At 64.7% G+C, this 19,519-nt stretch carries 13 protein-coding genes; 8 read left to right on the forward strand and 5 right to left on the reverse strand.

Annotated elements, in window-relative coordinates:
• Positions 1 to 186 precede the first annotated feature (186 nt).
• From IVA78_RS14940 to IVA78_RS14965, 6 genes are all read left to right on the forward strand, one after another.
• Entirely contained in the window at positions 187 to 276 is a 90-nt protein-coding gene (locus IVA78_RS14940; RefSeq protein ID WP_049823729.1) for a K(+)-transporting ATPase subunit F, read from the forward strand.
• A 111-nt stretch (positions 277 to 387) separates the two neighbouring features.
• On the forward strand, positions 388 to 2,091 hold the full coding sequence (gene kdpA / locus IVA78_RS14945; RefSeq protein ID WP_247278327.1) for a potassium-transporting ATPase subunit KdpA: 1,704 nt from the start codon (positions 388 to 390) through the stop codon (positions 2,089 to 2,091).
• Between the two features lie 17 nt (positions 2,092 to 2,108).
• Positions 2,109 to 4,223, forward strand: coding sequence for a potassium-transporting ATPase subunit KdpB (gene kdpB, locus IVA78_RS14950; RefSeq protein ID WP_247278328.1), 2,115 nt, complete (start codon positions 2,109 to 2,111; stop codon positions 4,221 to 4,223).
• A gap of 108 nt (positions 4,224 to 4,331) precedes the next feature.
• Entirely contained in the window at positions 4,332 to 4,934 is a 603-nt protein-coding gene (locus IVA78_RS14955; protein ID WP_247278329.1) for a K(+)-transporting ATPase subunit C, read from the forward strand.
• Between the two features lie 37 nt (positions 4,935 to 4,971).
• On the forward strand, positions 4,972 to 7,695 hold the full coding sequence (locus IVA78_RS14960; RefSeq protein WP_247466126.1) for a sensor histidine kinase KdpD: 2,724 nt from the start codon (positions 4,972 to 4,974) through the stop codon (positions 7,693 to 7,695).
• Complete coding sequence (locus tag IVA78_RS14965; RefSeq protein WP_247278331.1) at positions 7,692 to 8,381, forward strand: response regulator transcription factor; 690 nt, start codon at positions 7,692 to 7,694, stop codon at positions 8,379 to 8,381. The genes IVA78_RS14960 and IVA78_RS14965 overlap by 4 nt, the downstream gene beginning before the upstream one ends.
• A gap of 49 nt (positions 8,382 to 8,430) precedes the next feature.
• On the opposite strand, the gene IVA78_RS14970 is transcribed toward IVA78_RS14965, so the two are convergent.
• Entirely contained in the window at positions 8,431 to 9,315 is an 885-nt protein-coding gene (locus IVA78_RS14970) for a Ku protein (RefSeq protein WP_247278332.1), read from the reverse strand.
• Positions 9,316 to 9,431: 116 nt separating this feature from the next.
• Here IVA78_RS14970 and ligD point away from each other — a divergent pair, with 116 nt between their 5' ends.
• The gene (gene ligD, locus IVA78_RS14975; RefSeq protein WP_247466129.1) at positions 9,432 to 12,116 is read left to right on the forward strand and encodes a DNA ligase D; all 2,685 of its coding nucleotides are present in this window, start codon (positions 9,432 to 9,434) and stop codon (positions 12,114 to 12,116) included.
• A 123-nt stretch (positions 12,117 to 12,239) separates the two neighbouring features.
• Here ligD and IVA78_RS14980 read toward each other — a convergent pair whose 3' ends face one another.
• The gene (locus tag IVA78_RS14980; protein ID WP_018318514.1) at positions 12,240 to 12,404 is read right to left on the reverse strand and encodes a DUF3309 family protein; all 165 of its coding nucleotides are present in this window, start codon (positions 12,402 to 12,404) and stop codon (positions 12,240 to 12,242) included.
• A 178-nt stretch (positions 12,405 to 12,582) separates the two neighbouring features.
• On the opposite strand from IVA78_RS14980, the gene IVA78_RS14985 reads away from it, so the two are divergent.
• Complete coding sequence (locus IVA78_RS14985; RefSeq protein WP_247466132.1) at positions 12,583 to 12,897, forward strand: polyhydroxyalkanoic acid system family protein; 315 nt, start codon at positions 12,583 to 12,585, stop codon at positions 12,895 to 12,897.
• A 2-nt stretch (positions 12,898 to 12,899) separates the two neighbouring features.
• On the opposite strand, the gene treY is transcribed toward IVA78_RS14985, so the two are convergent.
• From treY to glgX, 3 genes are read right to left on the reverse strand one after another with little or no spacing between them, the layout of a single operon-like run.
• Positions 12,900 to 15,686, reverse strand: coding sequence for a malto-oligosyltrehalose synthase (gene treY, locus IVA78_RS14990; RefSeq protein WP_247278335.1), 2,787 nt, complete (start codon positions 15,684 to 15,686; stop codon positions 12,900 to 12,902).
• Between the two features lies 1 nt (position 15,687).
• Positions 15,688 to 17,442, reverse strand: coding sequence for a malto-oligosyltrehalose trehalohydrolase (gene treZ / locus IVA78_RS14995; protein WP_247278336.1), 1,755 nt, complete (start codon positions 17,440 to 17,442; stop codon positions 15,688 to 15,690).
• Positions 17,439 to 19,517 (reverse strand): glycogen debranching protein GlgX, encoded by a 2,079-nt coding sequence (gene glgX / locus IVA78_RS15000; RefSeq protein ID WP_247278337.1) that lies wholly within the window; start codon positions 19,515 to 19,517, stop codon positions 17,439 to 17,441. The genes treZ and glgX overlap by 4 nt, the downstream gene beginning before the upstream one ends.
• Between the last annotated feature and the right edge of the window lie 2 nt (positions 19,518 to 19,519).

Genomic DNA, 19,519 nt, shown 5'->3' on the forward strand with positions numbered 1-19,519 from the left:
CCCGCGGAAATGCGCCTGCGTTTCCTTCGAGCTCGTCGGATCCCCGAGAAGCGGTTGCGCCTGACATCAGGGCGCAACGAGGAGTATCTCCATGATGGACATTGTGATGCTGGCCCTGGCCTTCGGCCTGTTCGCGCTCGCGATCGGCTACACCTATACCTGCGAACGGCTGTGACGGAGCGGATCATGATCTTCGATTATGCCCTCGCCGGTGCCGTTTCGTTCGGCCTCCTGGCCTATCTCACCTACGCGCTGCTGCGGCCCGAGCGGTTCTGAGCCGTGCTGCTGATTCTCGAATTGTTGCTGGCGGACGCCATGCTCGTCGCCGGCCTGCTGACGGTGCTTCTGCCTCTGCTACGCCGGAACCATGCCTGAAGGGTTGATTCCATGACTATGATCGGTTGGCTCCAGATCATTCTGTTTTGCGCCATTATCGTTGCGCTCGCAAAACCGCTCGGCGGGTACATGACGCGCGTGTTCAACGGCGAGCGCACCTTCCTCTCGCCGGTACTGCGTCCGATCGAGGCCGGCATTTACAGGATTTCCGGCGTCGACGAGAAGCGCGAGCAGCATTGGCTGACCTACACGGTCGCCATGTTGCTGTTCCATGTCGGCGGCTTCCTCATCATCTACGGCGTGATGCGCCTTCAGGCCGTGCTGCCGTTCAATCCGGCCGGGCAGGGCGCGGTCGCCGAGGATCTCTCCTTCAACACCGCGGTCTCCTTTATCACCAACACCAACTGGCAGAACTACGGCGGCGAGAGCACGCTGTCCTATCTCGTGCAGATGCTCGGCCTGACGCACCAGAACTTCCTGTCGGCCGCGACCGGCATCGCGCTGGCGATGGCCTTGATCCGCGGCTTCTCGCGCGCCTCGATGCGCACGGTCGGCAATTTCTGGATCGACGTCACCCGGTGTACGCTCTACGTGCTGCTGCCGATCTGCGTCGTCTATGCGCTGTTCCTGGTCTGGCAGGGCATGCCGCAGACGCTCGGGCCGTATATCGAGGCGACGACGCTCGAAGGCGCCAAGCAAACCATCGCGGTCGGGCCGGTCGCTTCCCAGGTCGCGATCAAGATGCTCGGCACCAACGGTGGCGGCTTCTTCAACGCCAACGCCGCTCATCCCTTCGAGAACCCGACCGCGCTGTCGAATTTCGTGCAGATGCTCTCGATCTTTGCACTCGGCGCCGCACTCACCAACGTATTCGGCCGCATGGTCGGCAACCAGCGCCAGGGCTGGGCAATCCTCTCCGTGATGGGCGTGCTGTTCCTGGCTGGCGTCGCCATCACCTGTTGGGCGGAAGCAAACGGCACCGCGACGCTCCATGCGCTGGGCCTGACCGGCGGCAACATGGAAGGCAAGGAGGTCCGGTTCGGCATCATCGCATCCTCGCTGTTTGCCGTCGTCACCACCGCCGCCTCGTGCGGCGCTGTCAACGCGATGCATGACAGTTTTACCGCACTCGGCGGCATGATCCCGCTGATCAACATGGAGCTCGGCGAAATCATCGTCGGCGGCGTTGGCGCCGGCATGTACGGCATGCTGCTGTTCGTCATCCTCGCGATCTTCGTCGCGGGCCTTATGGTTGGCCGCACCCCGGAATATGTCGGCAAGAAAATCGAGGCGCGTGAGGTCAAGATGGCTATGCTGGCGATCCTGGTGCTGCCGCTGATGATCCTCGGCTGGACCGCCGTCGGCGTGGTCTATCCGACGGCAGTCGCCTCCATGGCGAATGCCGGCCCGCACGGCTTCACCGAAGTGCTCTACGCCTTCACATCGGCGGCCGGCAACAACGGCTCGGCCTTCGCCGGGCTCACCGGCAACACCTTCTTCTACAACCTGACGCTGGCAAGCGCGATGTTCGTCGGCCGCTTCTTCATGATCGTCCCGGCCATGGCGATCGCGGGCTCGCTTGCGGAGAAGAAATCGATCCCGGCGTCCGTGGGCACGTTCCCGACCACCGGAGGCCTGTTCGTCGGCCTCGTGGTCGGCGTCATCCTGATTATGGGCGGCCTGACCTTCTTCCCGGCGCTCGCGCTCGGCCCGATCGTCGAACATCTGGCGATGAACGCCGGCAACCTGTTCTGATTGTTGGAGTGACCTCCATGGATACGATGAAACTGCAAAAACGTGCGCCGATGTCGGCAATGCTCGATCCCAGAATCGTGATGCCCGCGATCCGCGCCTCCTTCGCCAAGCTCGATCCGCGTCTGATGGTGAAGAATCCCGTCATGTTCGTTGTCGAGGTCGTTGCAGTGCTCACGACTGTGATCTCCCTGCGCGACCTCGTCATTGGCGGCGCGAACCTCGGCTTCACCTTCCAGATCATCGTCTGGCTCTGGTTCACGGTGCTGTTCGCCAATTTCGCCGAAGCCGTGGCCGAAGGCCGCGGCAAGGCGCAGGCCGAATCGCTGCGCAAGACCCGCACGGAAAGCCAGGCCAAGCTCCTCACTGGTGCTGGCGAGAATTTCAAGCTCGTGCCGGGCACGAGCCTGAAAGTAGGCGACATCGTGCTGGTCGAGGCCGGCGACACCATCCCTTCCGACGGCGAGGTGATCGAGGGCGTCGCCTCCGTCAACGAGGCCGCCATCACCGGCGAGTCCGCGCCCGTGATCCGCGAATCCGGCGGTGACCGCTCTGCGGTCACGGGTGGCACGCAGGTGCTGTCGGACTGGATCCGCGTCCGTATCACGGCAGCCCAGGGCTCGACCTTCATCGATCGCATGATCAAGCTGGTCGAGGGCGCCGAGCGGCAGAAGACCCCGAACGAGATCGCGCTCAACATCTTGCTCGCCGGTCTCACTGTCATCTTCGTGTTCGCCACCGTCACCATCCCCAGCTATGCGGCCTATGCCGGCGGCTCGATCTCGGTGATCGTGCTGGTCGCGCTGTTCGTGACGCTGATCCCGACCACCATCGGCGCGCTGTTGTCGGCGATCGGCATCGCCGGCATGGACCGTCTGGTACGCTTCAACGTGCTGGCGATGTCCGGCCGCGCGGTCGAGGCGGCCGGCGACGTCGACACACTGCTGCTGGACAAGACCGGCACCATCACGCTCGGCAACCGGCAGGCGACCGCCTTCCGTCCCGTGCGCGGAGTGACCGAGCAGGAGCTGGCGGATGCAGCTCAGTTGGCCTCGCTCGCGGACGAGACTCCGGAAGGCCGTTCCATCGTGGTGCTGGCGAAGGAGAAATACGGCATTCGCGGCCGGGACATGGCCGAGCTTGGCGCGACCTTCATCCCATTCACGGCGCAGACCCGCATGAGCGGCGTTGATGCCGGTGGCGCGTCGGTGCGCAAGGGCGCTGTCGACGCCATGCTGAACTATGTTGACGGCGGCGCGCCGCTGGCGATTGCCTCCGGCAACGTGCCGCGGGCGACCCAGCCGGCCGCCCTGTCGGATCTCGGTCGCGAGATCCAGACTATTGCCGATGATATCTCGAAGGCCGGCGGCACGCCGCTCGCGGTCGCCAGGGACGGCAAGCTGCTCGGCGTCATCCAGCTCAAGGACATCGTCAAGGGCGGCATCCGCGAACGCTTCGCCGAGCTGCGCCGCATGGGTATCCGCACCATCATGATTACAGGCGACAACCCGATGACGGCGGCCGCGATCGCGGCGGAAGCGGGCGTCGACGACTTCCTGGCGCAGGCCACCCCCGAGGACAAGCTCCGGCTGATTCGCGATGAGCAGGCCAAGGGCAAGCTGGTCGCCATGTGCGGCGACGGTACCAACGATGCGCCGGCGCTCGCGCAGGCCGATGTCGGTGTCGCCATGAACACCGGCACCCAGGCCGCCCGTGAGGCCGGCAACATGGTCGATCTCGACTCCAACCCGACCAAGCTGATCGAGGTGGTCGAGATCGGCAAGCAGCTCTTGATGACGCGCGGTGCGCTGACCACGTTCTCCATCGCCAACGATGTCGCCAAGTATTTTGCGATCATCCCGGCGATGTTCCTGGCGTTTTACCCCCAACTCAACGTGCTCAACGTCATGAGCCTGTCGAGCCCGCAGAGCGCCATCCTGTCGGCGATCATCTTCAATGCCCTCATCATCGTGGCGTTGATTCCACTGGCGCTGAAGGGCGTCGCCTACCGCGCTGTCGGTGCCGGCGCGCTGCTCCGCCGCAACCTCTTGATCTACGGCCTCGGCGGCATCGTTATTCCCTTCATCGGCATCAAGGCGATCGACCTCGTCGTCACCGCCTTGCATTTGGCTTAGTCCCCTCATTGCGAGGAGCGAAGCGACGATGCAATCCTGGCTGCCGCCGCGGAGAAACTCTGGATTGCTTCGCTTCGCTTGTAATGATGAAATAACTGGAGACCCATCATGCTCAGAGAAATTCGCCCCGGCATCGTGCTCTTGCTGGTGCTCACCGCCATTACGGGCCTTGCCTATCCGCTCGCAATGACTGCCATCGCCGGCACGTTGTTTCCGGTGCAGGCGCAGGGCAGCCTAATCGAAAGGGACGGCAGGGTGGTCGGATCCGCTCTGATCGGGCAGGAGTTCAAGGACGACAAATATTTCCGCGGTCGTCCCTCGGCGACGCTGGCGCCCGATCCCAATGATTCGACCAAAACTGTGCCGGCGCCCTACAACGCTGCCAATTCGGGCGGCTCCAATCTCGGCCCCACCAGCAAGGCGCTGGCCGACCGGCTGAAGGAAGATGTGGACAAGCTGAAGGTAGAAAATCCATCCGCGCCGATACCGGTCGATCTGGTGACGACGTCAGCTAGCGGTCTTGATCCCGACATCTCGCCGGAAGCGGCGCAATTCCAGGTGCCGCGCGTGGCGAAGGCACGGAATGTGCCGGAGGACCAGGTCAGGCAGCTCGTGACTGCCAATACCGAAGGCCGTTTGCTGGGCCTGATCGGCGAGCCCCGCGTCAACGTGCTGGCGCTGAATCTCGCGCTCGACCGCGCCGCGAAGTAGTCTAGGCTCAGCACGCCGGGATGATTATATTGGCCTGATGGTTCAACCGCGCCGCGATCCCGAACAACGTCCGTCGCCCGATGCGTTGCTGGAAACCGCGCGTCGGGCAGAAAGCGCGAGCGGCAAGCTGAAGATCTTCGTGGGCGCCGCCCCGGGCGTCGGCAAGACCTACGAGATGCTGCAAAGCGCCCACGCCAAGCGCAAAGCCGGCATCGACGTCGTGGTCGGCTTCGTCGAGACCCACGGCCGGGCTGAGACCGAGGCGCTGGTGCGCGGGCTCGAAATGGTCCCCCGCAAGAGGATCGACTACCGCGGCCAGATCGTCGAGGAGATGGACCTCGATGCCGTGATCGAGCGGCGGCCGCAAATTGCGCTGGTCGACGAACTCGCCCACACCAACGCGGTCGGCAGCCGCCACCCCAAGCGCTATCTCGATGTCGAGGAACTGCTCTCCCGCGGCATCGACGTCTATACCGCCGTCAACATCCAGCACATCGAGAGCCTGAACGACGTCGTCGCCCAGATTACCCATGTGCGGGTGCGCGAGACGGTGCCGGATTCGGTGTTCGATCGCGCCGATGCGATCGAGCTGATCGACCTCACGCCCGACGACCTGATTCAGCGGCTGAAGGAGGGCAAGGTCTATGTGCCGAGGCAAGCCGAGCGGGCGCTGGAGCATTATTTCTCGCCGGGCAATCTGACCGCGTTGCGCGAGCTCGCCTTGCGGCGCACGGCCGAGCGGGTCGACGAGCAGCTCCTCACCCACATGCAGGCGAACGCCATCGCCGGTCCCTGGGCTGCGGGCGAACGTATCCTCGTCTGCGTCAGCGAGGATCCGCGCGCGGCCGGGCTGGTGCGCTATACCAAGCGGCTGGCCGATCGGCTGCATGCCCCGTTCACCGCGCTCTCGATCGAGACGCGCCGCTCGCTCCAGCTTTCCGACGAGGAGCGCGACCGGCTGGCCGATACGCTGCGGCTTGCCGAATCGCTCGGCGGCGAGGCGCTGACGATTCCCGCTGTGGGCCGCCGCATCGCCGACGACGTCGTGAACTTCGCACAAGGCAACAACGTCACCCAGATCGTGATCGGCAAGTCGACCCGCTCGCGCTGGTTCGAGATAGCGCGCGGCTCAGTCGTGCATGACCTGGTGCGCCGCGCCGGCAACATCACCGTCCACGTCATCGCCGGTGACGAGCTGCCCGGCGAGGCCGTGCCCAAGACCGCGGTACAGACCGCTGCGCGCGCGGAGCCGTTCAACCCGCTGCCCTATCTGAAGGCGCTCGGGATCGTGCTGATCGGGCTCGGCGCCGCGGAGCTGGTCCAGCCCCGGTTCGGCATCGAGAACGTCGACCTCGTGCTGCTGACGGCGGTGGTCGCGGTTGCGGTCCGCTACGGCCTGTGGCCGTCGCTGCTCGCGACCGTCGCGGCCTCGCTGTGCTACAATTTCTTCTTCCTGCCGCCGATCTATACCTTCACGATCACCGACCCGACCAACGTTGCCGCCTTCGTGCTGTTCGTGGTGGTGGCGATGATCGTCTCCAATGTCGCGGCACGTGTGCGCATCCAGGCCGACACCGCGATCGGCCGGATCCGGATGACCGAGCAGCTCCATGCCTTCAGCCGCAAGCTCGCCGGCACCGGCACGCTCGACGATGTGTTGTGGGCAACCGCCTATCAGATCGCGCTGATGCTGAAGGTCCGCGTCGTGTTGCTGCTGCCGGAAGAGGGCCTGCTCACGGTGAAATCCGGCTATCCGCCGGAGGATGAGCTCGATCAGGCCGACCTCGCCGCCGCCAATTGGGCCTGGAGCAACGACCGCACCGCAGGCCGCGGCTCGGACACCCTGCCGGGTGCGAAACGGCTGTTCCTGCCGATGCGCACCGGCCGTGGTCCGATCGGCGTCATCGGCATCGACAACGACCGCACCGGCCCGCTATTGACCCCGGACCAGCGCCGGCTGCTCGATGCGCTGGTCGACCAGGGCGCGCTCGCAATCGAACGCGTGCTGCTGGTCGAGGACATGGATCGCGTCAAGCGCACTGTCGAATCCGAACGGCTGCGTTCGGCGCTCCTGACCTCGATCTCGCACGATTTGAAGACGCCGCTCGCCTCGGTCCTTGGGGCGGCCTCCACCATGCGCGACCTCGACGGCGCGCTCTCTGACACCGAGAAGCGCGACCTGCTCGCGACCGTGATCGACGAGTCCGAACGGCTCAACCGCTTCATTGCCAATCTGCTCGACATGACCAAGCTCGAATCCGGCGCCATCGTGCCCAATACGGCGCTGCACGATCTCGGCGAGATCGTCGGTAGCGCGCTGCGGCGAGCGGCCAAGATCCTCGCTGCTCACAAGGTCGAGCTTGCGCTGGCGGCCGATGTGCCGATGCTCGAGCTCGATGCCGTGCTGTTCGAGCAAGTGCTGTTCAACCTGCTCGACAACGCCGCGAAATACTCGGCGCCCGACACCACGATCGCGATCCGCAGTCAGCGCGAGCGGGATGAGATCGTTCTCCAGATCGCCGATGAGGGCGGCGGCATCCCACCCGACGAGCTCGAGAGCGTGTTCGACAAGTTCTATCGCGTGCAGAAGGGTGATCATATCCGGCCCGGTACCGGCCTCGGCCTCGCTATCTCCCGTGGTTTCGTCGAGGCGATGCGGGGCACGATCTCGGCCGCCAACCGCAGCGACCGGAGCGGCGCGATCCTCACCATCCGTCTGCCCGTCCCAGTGCAGACCCACGCATTGGATACCGCCGCGTGAGTGCTGCCCCGATCAAGGTCCTGGTCATCGATGACGAGCCGCCGATCCGTAAACTGCTGCGGATGGGGCTGACGACGCAGGGCTATGAGATTCTGGAGGCGTCGAACGGCAAGACCGCGCTGGACAGGCTTGCCGAGGAGCCGGCGCTGATCATCCTCGATCTCGGCCTGCCCGACGTGCAGGGACACGAGCTGCTGCGCACCATCCGCGCCCGCAACGAGGAGGTGCCGATCGTGGTGCTGTCGAGCCGCGGCGACGAGGCCGGCAAAGTGCAGGCGCTCGATCTCGGCGCCGACGATTACCTGACCAAGCCGTTCGGCATGGAAGAGCTTCTGGCCCGCTTGCGTGCCGCGCTGCGCCACCAGCTTCAAGTCAAAGGCGAGCGCCCTGTGTTTCGCACCGGCGATCTCTCCGTCGATCTCGTCCGCCGCATCGTCAAGGTCGGCGAGCGCGAGGTGAAGCTGTCACCGAAGGAATACGATCTCCTTCGCGTCCTGGTGCAGCACGCCGGCAAGGTGCTCACCCATCGCTTCCTGCTCAAGGAGCTCTGGGACGAGCTGACCGACGCGCAATATCTGCGCGTCTATGTCCGCCAGCTCCGCCAGAAGATCGAAGCCGACCCGGAACGGCCGCACTATGTGCTGACCGAGACGGGAATCGGATACAGGCTGAAGGCGGGTGATTAGACCAGCCGTCATTCCGGGGGCGATGCCTTGCGTCGCGCCGGAATGACAGTCAGCCTGCCTTGCGATGCCTTGCCGTCGACCGGTGCGCCTTCTTCGCGCTGCGATGCCGCCCGGTCGACCGGCGCGCGTGGGGCTTCGCCGATGTCTTCCCGCCTCCGCGCCCCTTCAGGCTCTGCTTCAGCGCGTCCATGAGGCTGACGACGTTGCTCGGCCGCTCCTCGGGCTGCGGCAGCTCGATCTTCTTGCCGCTGGCCTTGCGCTTCACCAGCGCCTTCAGCGCGTTCTCGTACTCGTCCTTGAATTCGCTAGGGTCGAAATGCGCGGCCTTGCTGTGCAGGATGTGACCGGCGAGCTCGACCATGTCCTTGGTGATCTTCGGGCTCTTGATGTCATCGAAGAACTGGTCCTCGTCGCGCAGCTCGTACGGATAGCGCAGCGTGGTGCCGAGCAGGCCCTTGCCGAGAGGCTCGATCGCCATCACGTGCTCGCGATTGGTGAGCACGATTTTCGCGAGGGCCACGCGGTCCTGATCCTTCATCGCATCGCGGATCACGGCAAAGGCGTCGGCCGCGGCCTTGCCGTCGGGCGCGATGTAATAGGGGTGGTTAAGGTAACGCTTGTCGATCTCCTCGCGCGGCACGAAGCTCTCGATGTCGATGGTGTGGTTGCTCTCGATCTGCACCGCTTCGAGCTCCTCCGGCTCGATCTCGACATACTTGCCCTTGCGCAGCTCGTAGCCGCGGCCCTTCTGGTCGCTCTCGACGACGTCGCCGGTCTCGGAATCGATCATCTGCTGCTTGAGCCGGTTCCCGGTCTCGCGGTTGATGAGATGAAACCGCGTCTTCTCGGCGGCGGTTGCAGCGGGGTAGAGCACGACGGGGCAGCTGACCAGCGAGAGCTTCAACGTTCCCTTCCAATAGGCACGCGGGGCCATTCCATTCTCCAGCGTTTTCAAGGCGTTTTGGAACCCCAACCCGGCCATGGGGTTTTGGTTCCGGGTGGGACTTTGGCCGTGATAGGCTTGAATGCCGAAAGAGAGCGGGACCGGTCGTGCTGCAAAAACTCTCCACTTACCGACAGAAGCGTGATTTCGAGAAAACGCCCGAGCCATCGGGCAAGACCGCCGTGGCGCCGTCGAAGCAGCGGCGCTTCGTGATCCAGAAGCACGATGCGAGCCGGCTGCACTACGACCTCCGACTCGAGTTCGACGGTGTCTTCAAATCCTGGGCCGTGACGAAGGGGCCCTCGCTCGATCCGCATGACAAGCGGCTGGCGGTCGAGGTCGAGGACCATCCGCTCGACTATGGTGATTTCGAAGGCACGATCCCCGAAGGCCAGTATGGTGGCGGCACCGTGATGCTGTGGGATCGAGGCTATTGGGAATCGGAAGATCCGGAAGCCGGCTTCAAGAAGGGCGATCTCAAGTTCACCCTCCATGGCGAGAAGCTACAGGGAAGCTGGGTGCTGGTGCGCATGCGCAACGACCGCACCGGCGGTAAGCGGACAAACTGGCTGCTCATCAAGCATCGTGACGAATATGCGCGCGAGGGCAACGACAACGACATCCTCGAGCAAGACAAGTCCGTTGCTTCTGGTCGCGCGATGGAGCAAATCGCTGAAGGAAAGGGCCGCGCGCCCAAGCCCTTCATGCTGGCCAAGGGGCCGAAGGGCAAGGCCGACGCAGTCTGGCAATCCAACCGCGCCGAGGAGACGAAAGGGCGCACAGTGACTCCCGCGCCGCGCACGGCGTTGAAGGCTAGACCGACGGCGAAGAAGACAGCCACGACAGCAGCGAGCGCCAAGAAGGTCTCGGAGATGCCGGACTTCGTGGCGCCGCAGCTCTGCACGCTGGTCGAGCGGCCGCCGGCCGATGGTGGCTGGTGCCATGAGATCAAGTTCGACGGCTATCGCGTCCAGCTCCGGGTCGAGGACGGCGAGGCGACGCTCAAGACGCGGAAGGGTCTCGACTGGACCGGCAAATTCGTCTCCATTGCCAAGGAAGCGGGGGCGCTGCCGGATGTGCTGATCGACGGCGAGATCGTCGCGCTCGACCACAACGGCGCGCCGAACTTCTCCTCGCTTCAGGCTGCGTTGTCGGACGGCAAGACCGACGAGCTCATCTTCTTTGCCTTCGACCTCCTCTTCGCCGAGGGCGAGGATTACCGTCGGCTGCCGCTTGGCGAGCGCAAGGCGCGGCTGAAGGAGCTTCTGGAATCACGCAAGCGGAAAACGAGCCAGATCCGGTATGTCGAGCATTTCGAGAGCGGGGGCGATGCCGTGCTGCAATCGGCCTGCAAGCTCGAGCTCGAGGGTGTGGTGTCGAAGAAGCTGGATGCGCCGTATCGCTCCGGCCGCACCGAGAGCTGGGTCAAGTCGAAATGTCGCGCCGGCCATGAGGTGGTGATCGGCGGCTACAAGACCACGAACGGCAAGTTCCGCTCGCTGATGGCGGGCGTGCAGCGCGGCGATCATCTCGCCTTCGTCGGCATGGTCGGCACAGGCTTTGGCACCGACAAGGTCAAGCGCCTCATGCCTTCACTGAAGGCCATGGAGGCCAAGCAAAGCCCCTTCGGCGGCAAGAACGCGCCGAAGAAGACCCGCGAGGTGCACTGGCTGAAGCCGGAGCTCGTCGCCGAGATCGAGTTCGCCGGCTTCACCGCCGACGGCAATATCCGTCAGGCCGCGTTCAAGGGACTGCGGCAGGACAAGCCGGCCAAGGAGGTTGAGGCGGAGACGCCGGTCGATACCGAGCTCGCCGAACCCTCGGCCAAAGGAGCGAAGCGCGCAAAAGCGCGGCCAGGTGCGCAGTCGGCCCTGGGCGGCAGCAACGCCGAGGTCATGGGCGTCGTCATCTCCAAGCCGGACAAGGAGCTGTGGCCCGATGACGGACATGGCGATGCCGTGACCAAGTTGGACCTCGCGCGCTATCTCGAAGCCGTCGGCGAATGGATGATCGTGCACCTCAAGGGCCGGCCGTGCTCGCTGATCCGCGCCCCTGACGGCATCAAGGGCGAGTGCTTCTTCCAGCGCCATGCCATGCAGGGGACGTCGAACCTCCTGGAGCTCGCAAGAGTCTCCGGCGACCGCAAGCCGTATTTGCAGATCGATCGGATCGAAGGGCTCGCGGCGGTGGCGCAGATCGGCGGCGTCGAGCTGCATCCCTGGAATTGCGCGCCCTATGCCTATGACACGCCGGGCCGGCTGGTATTCGATCTCGATCCGGCGCCCGACGTCGAATTCGCCGACGTCGTCGAGGCGGCCAAGGAGATGCGGCAGCGGCTGAGCGATATCGGCATGGACAGCTTCTGCAAGACCACAGGCGGCAAGGGCCTCCACGTGGTGGTGCCGCTGCTCCACGGCGCGCGCGACAAGGTGAGCTGGAAGGAGGCCAAGGCGTTTGCGCAAGGCGTCTGCCAGTGGATGGCCGATGACGATCCCGAACGCTATCTGCTCAACATGTCGAAGAAGCTGCGCAAGGGAAAGATCTTCCTGGACTATTTGCGCAACGACCGCATGTCGACCGCGGTTGCCCCACTGTCGCCGCGCGCGCGCACCGGTGCCACGGTGTCGATGCCCGTGACTTGGGCGCAGGTGAAGAGCGACCTCGATCCGAAGCGATATACGATGCGCACGGTGCCGGGCCTGCTGGCGCGATCGAAAGCGTGGGAGGGCTATGAGGATGCCGCCGCATCGATCAAGGCGGCGATCAAGAAGCTGGCGGGAAAGGTGAAGTAGGTTTGTGCTACCGCGCGTCGCGCGTAGGGTGGGCAAAGCGGCGCGTGCCCACCATTTTCTTTCTCGTCGCGGAACGGTGGTGGGCACGCTTTCGCCTTGCCCACCCTACGCGATCCGCCTCGGCTATATGCGTCCCATCAGGAGCAGGATCAGCAGGATGACGATGACGAGACCGAGGCCGCCGCCGCCGTAATAACCGGTGCCGTAGAACGGCCCGCCGCCGATGCCGCTGAAGCCGCCGAGCAGGGCGATGACCAAGATGATCAGAATGATCGTGCCGATAGACATGCGAATCTCCTCCAGCCCTTTCTTGAAAGGGTCGTCTGACCTGTCCCGTTATCCGGGGGCAACTTGCCGCAGGTTTTAAAGTTCCGGCTTCGCAATGCGGGTTCCTGCTTCAGCAGTTTGGAACTTTTGCCTTTCCATGCGGCATGATGAGGTGAGGATCAGCAGCAGGGTCACGGCCATGGCAGAACCGCTCGTCGTCTCAATTCCGCATCGTCTCGGCCGCGACGAGGCGGTACGCCGGCTCAAGACGGGGCTTGGCCGCGCCGCAGCAAGCATTCCCGTGATGCAGGTCGAAGAGGAGCGTTGGAGCGGCGACTGCATGAATTTTCGCATCCGCGCGCTCGGGCAGATCGCGACCGGCAAGGTCGACGTTGCCGAAGATCACGTCCGGGTCGAGGTGGTGCTGCCCTGGCTGTTGCAACGCTTTGCCGAGATGGCCCAGGGCGCGATCAGGAAGCGCGGACAGTTGCTGCTGACCAAGGACGGAAAGTAGCCTCAGGCGCGCACGCGCTGCCGCATCGGCTTTGCTGCACTGGCGGTGCGCGCCTCGATGACGGTCCCGGGAAGATCGCGCAGGGCCCGCGCGAGCGGCAGTTCATCGCCTGCAAAGCCTGCCGCGGTGTAGCCGGTGATATCGACGGTTGCATCGAAGCCTTCCAGCGCCGGCCATTCCCGACCTCCTTGCGTGAACGGCGCAAAGTGACGCCCGACCGCGACGATCGCGGCCGCCCGGCCATGGCGGCGGGCGAACGCGATGACGTGCTCAGCATGCCCGCCGTGAACCTCGAGTGGCTGATAGTCACCCTGGACGAAGATGTCGGGGAGCCGATTGCGGAGCTTAAGGAGGTGACGCGTCCAGGCCAGCTTGAGCCGGCCGTCCGGCCAGGCCTTGATCAGGTCGCTCCAGTCCGGAGCTTCCAAGGACGTCAGCGCCCTGCGGCGCGCGGCAAAGTCCACCGGCCGCCGGTTGTCGGGGTCGACCAGCGAGAGGTCCCAGAATTCGGTGCCTTGGTAGAAGTCTGGCACGCCTGGCAGCGTCGCCTTGAGCGTGAGCTGGCTCAGCGAGTTCAACATGCCGAGCAGTGCGACGCGGCGGGCCAGGGTCTGCAGAGCCTCCAGGAATTCTGCGGACTGGGCGGGGTCGAGGATCTTGTCGATGAAGCTCTTGACCCCGTTTTCATACGCTTCATGCGGATTGAGCCAGCTCGTCTCCTCCTTGCCTTCACGCGCGGCCTTGAGGGCATAGGCCTGGATGCGCTCGACAAAATCAGGACCGACCGGCCCCTGGAGCGGCCAGGCTCCGAGCAGGGTCTGGTAGAGCATGTACTCGAATGTCGCCGACGGCGCGCGGAAACTATCTCGGTGGGTGAGATGTGGCGCGTTCAACACCTTCCAGCGCGCCACCGCGCTGGTCCATTCGCCGGGAATCTCGCTGAGCGCCGCGATCCGCGCGCGGGCGTCCTCGCCGCGCTTGGTGTCGTGGGTGGCCGTGGCGGTCATGCCGTGCGGCCATTCCCTGGCACGGGCCTGCATGGCCTGATGGAAAGCGGGAATAGTGAGGCCGATGCTCGCGGGATCACCGCCGACCTCGTTCAGCGCGAGCAGCCGGTGGAACTGGTAGAACGCGGTGTCCTCCAGCGACTTCGCCATCATCGGTCCGGTGAATTGCTGCACCTTCAGCGCGAAGCGGCGTACGCGCGGCGCGCTGTGTGGGGGACGCCCAGGTTTGAGCAGGTCCATGGTCAGAGCGTCGCGGAGGAAGTCGAAAATGCCATCATCCGCGGCGAACCATTCTCCGCGGGCGCGTTCGATGGTCTCATCGATCAGCTTGCGATCGTGTGCGGTCGGCGCGCTCGTCGTGAGGTAAGTGCGGTAGACCGGGAAATGCAGCACATAGAGCTCGAGGGCCTGGCGCAAGCTGTCGGCCGAGAAGTCGCGCGTCGAGTAATGCCCGTTGGCGATGCGCGCCAAAAGGCGCGTCAGCACGGTGAACTCGCTGGTGAGCAGCGTCTCCAGCACCCGCCGCTTGGCGTCCTTGACGTAAGGCGCAAGCCGGGGCGGCCGGTTGCTGATCTGCCGCCAGGTCTCGTCCAACGCCGTCAGCCCCTTGGCGTCGACCAGCACCTGGGTGATGACGTTCATCCATTCATAGCCGGTGGTGCCCTGGACCCCGGCGAAATGCGGCAGGCGCTCGTGCTCGCACAGGATCTTCTCGACCACTGTATAGAATGGCTTTGTGTTGCCTTGGGCGTCGCGGACCAGCCGGCGCAGCCGCTGGCAATATTGTGCGGGATCGCGCAGGCCGTCGATGTGATCGAGACGGATGCCTTGCAGTCTGCCGTCGGCGATGAGCTGCTTGACCAGCCGGTGCGTGGCGGCAAACGTGCCGGGATCCTCGACGCGCAAGCCGGCGAGGCCGTTGACGTCGAAGAAGCGGCGATAGTTGATGTCGCTGGAGGCGAGGCGCCAATGCCCGAGCTTGTAGTGCTGGCGCTCGAGCAGATGATGCAGCGCCAGCGTCTGGGCGGGACGGTCCTTGGCAGCGCGATAGGCGGCAAGTCCGCGCGCGATGATGTCGGCAGCGCCCGCAATGTCCTTGAGTTCTGCCTTGAACGCGGGAGCTTCCTTGCGGTTGGGACGGCGCAGTCCGGTGTAGCGCGCCGCGAGCGCAAGCAGGCGCTTGCCGGGCTCCGTTTCCCCCGCATCCGCCTCCTTGACGATCATCCGCAGCACTTCGCCATAGCGCTCCGGCGCGACGGGTAAGCGGTGCTCGAAATACCAGGCGGAAAGACTGCCCTGGTCCGGATCATAACGCAGCTCGATCTCGCCGCGCTCGAGCGCATCGCCATAGGGCGCGCCGAGAATCGGCAGCAGCACGCCGCCGCGGGCGCGGAAGGCCAGTTGATCCCAGTCGATGTCGAATGAGACCGCATGCGGTGAAGCCTGGCCCCACTCCAGCACGTCGAGCCACCAGGGATTGTCGGCAAAATGCACGCCGACGTGATTGGGCACGAAGTCGATGATGAGTCCGAGGTCGTGATGGATCAATGTTTCGCTCAGCCGCGCGAAACCGGTCTCGCCGCCGAGTTCGGGGCTGAGCTGGCTGTGATCGACCGTGTCATAGCCGTGGGTCGAGCCCTTGCGAGCCTTCATCACCGGGGAGGCGTAGAGATGCGTGATCCCGAGCGCCTTCAGATAGGGCACAACCGCGGCGGCCTTGTCGAAGCCGAAATCCGCGGTGAGCTGGAGCCGGTAAGTCGCGAGCGGAATGGCCGGAGGCATGCTAGCCTCCGAGACGCCAGACCACCGACCAGGGCGGAAGCCGCTCGCCGGCCTCGCCGCCCCAGATCGGCGTGCCCGAATTGAGGTTGGAATACGCGATATCCTTGTCCGAGAGATTGGCGGCCAAGCGCAGAGTCGTGCCGTCGCCCATTCGCCAATGCGCGGTGAGCAAGCCCGTATCCGCTGCCTCGGCATCGCCGAAACTCGCTCCTTTCAGGCGGGGCATGACCTCCTGGCGGCGGACGGCGAGCAGCTCGCGCACCAGCGCGAGTCGTGCCTTCTGTTCGGAGGTGCGGCCGGTCCAGTCGAGCACGGCCGATTGCAGCGTGGCCGGATCGAGCGGATCCGGTACCTCGTCGCCATATTTCTCGTAAGCCCAGGCATATTCCTGCTTGCGCCCCTTGCGGACGGCATCGGCAAGGCCGCCCTGAAAATCGCAGAAGAACGGGAAGGGCGCTGTCGAGCCCCATTCCTCGCCCATGAACAGCATCGGGATCATCGGTGCGAGAAGCGTCACCGCGAGCGCGGCTTCGATCTGCTTTGATCCTGCCAGGCTCTCGAGCCGGTCGCCGAGTGGGCGGTTGCCGATCTGGTCGTGGTTCTGGAGAAAATTGACGAAGGTCGCCGGCGGCAGCTCGCCGCTCGGCTCGCCGCGCGGCTTCTTGCCCCAGAATTCCGAGATCTCGCCCTGGTAGACGAAGCCCGATGCGAGCGCGCGCGCAAGATCCATGCGCGGGGTCTGGTAGTCGGCATAGTAACCGGCGAGCTCGCCGGTCAGCATCACGTGCCAGACGTGGTGATAGTCGTCGTTCCACTGACCGCGATATTTGCCGTTCGGCGGCTCCTGGGCGGCATCGAGCAGGCTCGCACGGTTGTCGCCGTTCTCCAACACGAGATGGATGTGCCGTCCCGTGGCCTTGGCGAGCTCGCCGGCGGCGACGCTGAGGTCTTGCAGCATCGACTGCTCGCCGGGCACTGCCATGATGTGGTTGGCGGCATCCAGCCGCAGGCCATCGAAGCGGTAGTCGCTGAGCCAGGACAGCGCGTTCTCGACCGCGAATGCGCGCACCTGGGGCACGCGATAATCGATCGCGCTGCCCCAGGGCGTGTGTGCCTCGGTAAAGAAGGTCGGCGCATAGCGGCCCAGGTAATTCCCCTCGGGACCGAAATGATTGTAGACGACGTCGAGGAACACCATGAGCCCGCGCAGATGTGCCTCGTCGATCAGCGTCTTCAGGTCTTCGGGCCGGCCATAGGTGCTGTCGGGCGCATACCACAGCACCCCGTCATAGCCCCAGCCGCGGCGGCCGGCGAAATCGGCCAGCGGCATTAATTCCAGTGCAGTGATGCCGGTCGTTGTGAGATGATCGAGCTTGTCGATCATGGCGCGGTACGTGCCCTCCGGCGTGAAGGTGCCGACATGGGTCTCGATCAGCACCGTCTCTTCCCAAGGGCAGCCGCGCCAATCGCGCGCGCGCCAGGCGAAGACGTCGTGATCGATCACCTCGCTCGGGCCAAACACATCCGCCGGCTGGAATGCCGAGGCCGGATCGGGCACCTCGATCTCGTCGTCGATCCGGAATTTGTAATCGCTACCGGCGCGCAGCCCGGCAATATCGGCCACGTACCAGCCATCCTGCCGGCGCTGCATCGCGTGCCTTCTGTCGAGCAGGAGGTCGACACGGCGCGCGCCGGGCGCCCACAGCCGGAACGACACGCCGTCCTTGGTCGGCCTCGCCCCGAAGGATGGCCTCATAGCGCCCCCGCGAAGGCGAGCACGGATCGCGGCGGCGCTTTGCTGTCGCTTCCGGGCAGGAAGTCGATCGAGTTCAGCCTGGCCTCGGTCGTGTTGAGGATCTGCTGCCAGCTCTTGTATTCGGTCATTTTGGGCAATTTGAATGCGATCTCTTCAGGAGCGGCGTTCAGAACGATAAAGATCGCGGCGCTGCCCGGTTCCATCGGTCCCATCACATAGGAGAGAAACCGCCCTTCCGGGAATTTCCAATCGTTCTCCGTCATCTCGTCGCCGGCCGGCGTCAGCCACAGCGCACCGTAGGAGATGCCGTCTTTCGGGCGGCCATCGAGCCAGCGATGGCTGCGCAGTTGCGAGAACCGGCGGCGGATGTCGGCGAGATGGGCGACGAAATCGACCATGTCGTCGTCCTCTTTGCCGAGATTGTCCCAATTGATCCAGCCGACCTCGTTGTCCTGGCAATAGGCATTGTTGTTGCCGGTTTGCGAATTGCCGACCTCGTCGCCGGCGAGGATCAGCGGAACGCCTTGCGCCAGCATCAGGCAGGCCAGCACGTTCTTGCGAAGCTGCCGGCGCAGACCGAGGATCTGGAGGTCGTCAGTCGGGCCCTCGACGCCGCAATTGTTGCTGTGGTTGTCATTGGAGCCGTCGCGATTGTCCTCGCCGTTAGCCTCGTTGTGCTTCTCGTTGTAGCTGAAGAGGTCGGCGAGCGTGAAGCCGTCATGCACGGTGATGTGGTTGATGCTGGCGCGCGGCCGTCTTCCGTCATGGTTGAAGAGGTCGGATGACGCCGTCATACGGCTGGAGATGTCGCCAATCAGGCTGCCTTCGCCGCTCCAGTAGCGGCGCATGGCGCTGCGGTAGCGATCGTTCCATTCCGACCATTGCGAGGGGAAGGCGCCGACCTGGTAGCCGCCGAGCCCGAGATCCCACGGTTCGGCGACGAGCTTGACGGTCGCCAGCACGGGATCCTGCCGGACCGCGGTCAGGAACGAGCTACCGCGATCAAAACCGTTCGGGCCGCGCGCCAACGTGGTGGCGAGGTCGAAACGGAAGCCGTCGACATGGCAGACCTCGACCCAGTAGCGAAGCGAATCCATCACCATCTGGAGCACGCGCGGATGGGTGAGGTTCACCGACGAGCCGCAGCCGGTGAAGTCGTCGTAATAGCGCGGGTTCTCGCGGTTCAGCCAGTAATAGGAGGCGTTGTCGATGCCGCGGTAGCACAGTGTCGGCCCGAGGTGATTGCCCTCGGCGGTGTGGTTGTAGACGACGTCCAGCATCACCTCGATGCCGGCGTCGTGCAGCCGCGCGACCGTTGTGCGGAAGGAATCGAGCGCGTTGTCCTGCGCGTAGCGCGGCTCGGGCGCGAAGAAGGACAGCGTATTGTAGCCCCAGTAATTGGCAAGCTTCTTCTCCACCAGGATGCGGTCGTCGACGAAGCTGTGCACCGGCAGGAGCTCGATCGTGGTGACGCCGAGCCTCTTCAGATGCTCGATCATCGCCGGCGATGACAGACCGCCATAGGTGCCGCGCAGGTTCGGCGGCACGTCATCGCGCTTCTGCGTCAGGCCCTTGACGTGGGCCTCGTAGATGATGGTGTCTTCCCAGGGGATGTTGGGCCTGATCTCACGCCGGCCCCAGTTGAAGGTCTCGTCGACGACGACGGCCTTTGGCATGCCGCGCGCATTGTCGCGCCGGTCGAACGACAGGTCCTCGCGTGGTGACCCGGTGCGGTAGGCGAAATGCGCATCGCTCCAGACCAACCGTCCTGCAAGCCGCTTGGCATAGGGGTCGAGCAGCAGCTTGTTGGCGTTGAAGCGGTGGCCGTGCTCGGGCTCGTAGGGGCCGTGCACGCGGTAACCGTAGAGCTGGCCGGGCGAGACGTCGTTGAGATAGCAGTGCCAGACGTCTTCGGTCCTCTCAGGCAATTCGATGCGTTCGAGCTCGCGGCGGCCCTGTGTGTCGAACAGGCAGAGCTCGACCTTCTGCGCGTTGGCGGAGAACAGCGCGAAATTGGTGCCGCGTCCGTCCCAGCTTGCGCCGAGGCGTGCGGGCGATCCAGCAGTCAGGCGCATGT

Origin of the sequence: Bradyrhizobium sp. 137, assembly GCF_023074095.1 — a bacterium.
Taxonomy (GTDB): Bacteria; Pseudomonadota; Alphaproteobacteria; order Rhizobiales; family Xanthobacteraceae; genus Bradyrhizobium.

Bases quoted from the DNA above. Each gene is read 5' to 3' on its own strand.
- IVA78_RS14940 (WP_049823729.1), top strand. From the start codon at position 187: ATGATCTTCGATTATGCCCTCGCCGGTGCCGTTTCGTTCGGCCTCCTG.
- kdpA (WP_247278327.1), top strand. From the start codon at position 388: ATGACTATGATCGGTTGGCTCCAGATCATTCTGTTTTGCGCCATTATC.
- kdpB (WP_247278328.1), top strand. From the start codon at position 2,109: ATGGATACGATGAAACTGCAAAAACGTGCGCCGATGTCGGCAATGCTC.
- IVA78_RS14955 (WP_247278329.1), top strand. From the start codon at position 4,332: ATGCTCAGAGAAATTCGCCCCGGCATCGTGCTCTTGCTGGTGCTCACC.
- IVA78_RS14960 (WP_247466126.1), top strand. From the start codon at position 4,972: ATGGTTCAACCGCGCCGCGATCCCGAACAACGTCCGTCGCCCGATGCG.
- IVA78_RS14970 (WP_247278332.1), bottom strand. From the start codon at position 9,315: ATGGCCCCGCGTGCCTATTGGAAGGGAACGTTGAAGCTCTCGCTGGTC.
- IVA78_RS14980 (WP_018318514.1), bottom strand. From the start codon at position 12,404: ATGTCTATCGGCACGATCATTCTGATCATCTTGGTCATCGCCCTGCTC.
- IVA78_RS14985 (WP_247466132.1), top strand. From the start codon at position 12,583: ATGGCAGAACCGCTCGTCGTCTCAATTCCGCATCGTCTCGGCCGCGAC.
- treY (WP_247278335.1), bottom strand. From the start codon at position 15,686: ATGCCTCCGGCCATTCCGCTCGCGACTTACCGGCTCCAGCTCACCGCG.
- treZ (WP_247278336.1), bottom strand. From the start codon at position 17,442: ATGAGGCCATCCTTCGGGGCGAGGCCGACCAAGGACGGCGTGTCGTTC.
- glgX (WP_247278337.1), bottom strand. From the start codon at position 19,517: ATGCGCCTGACTGCTGGATCGCCCGCACGCCTCGGCGCAAGCTGGGAC.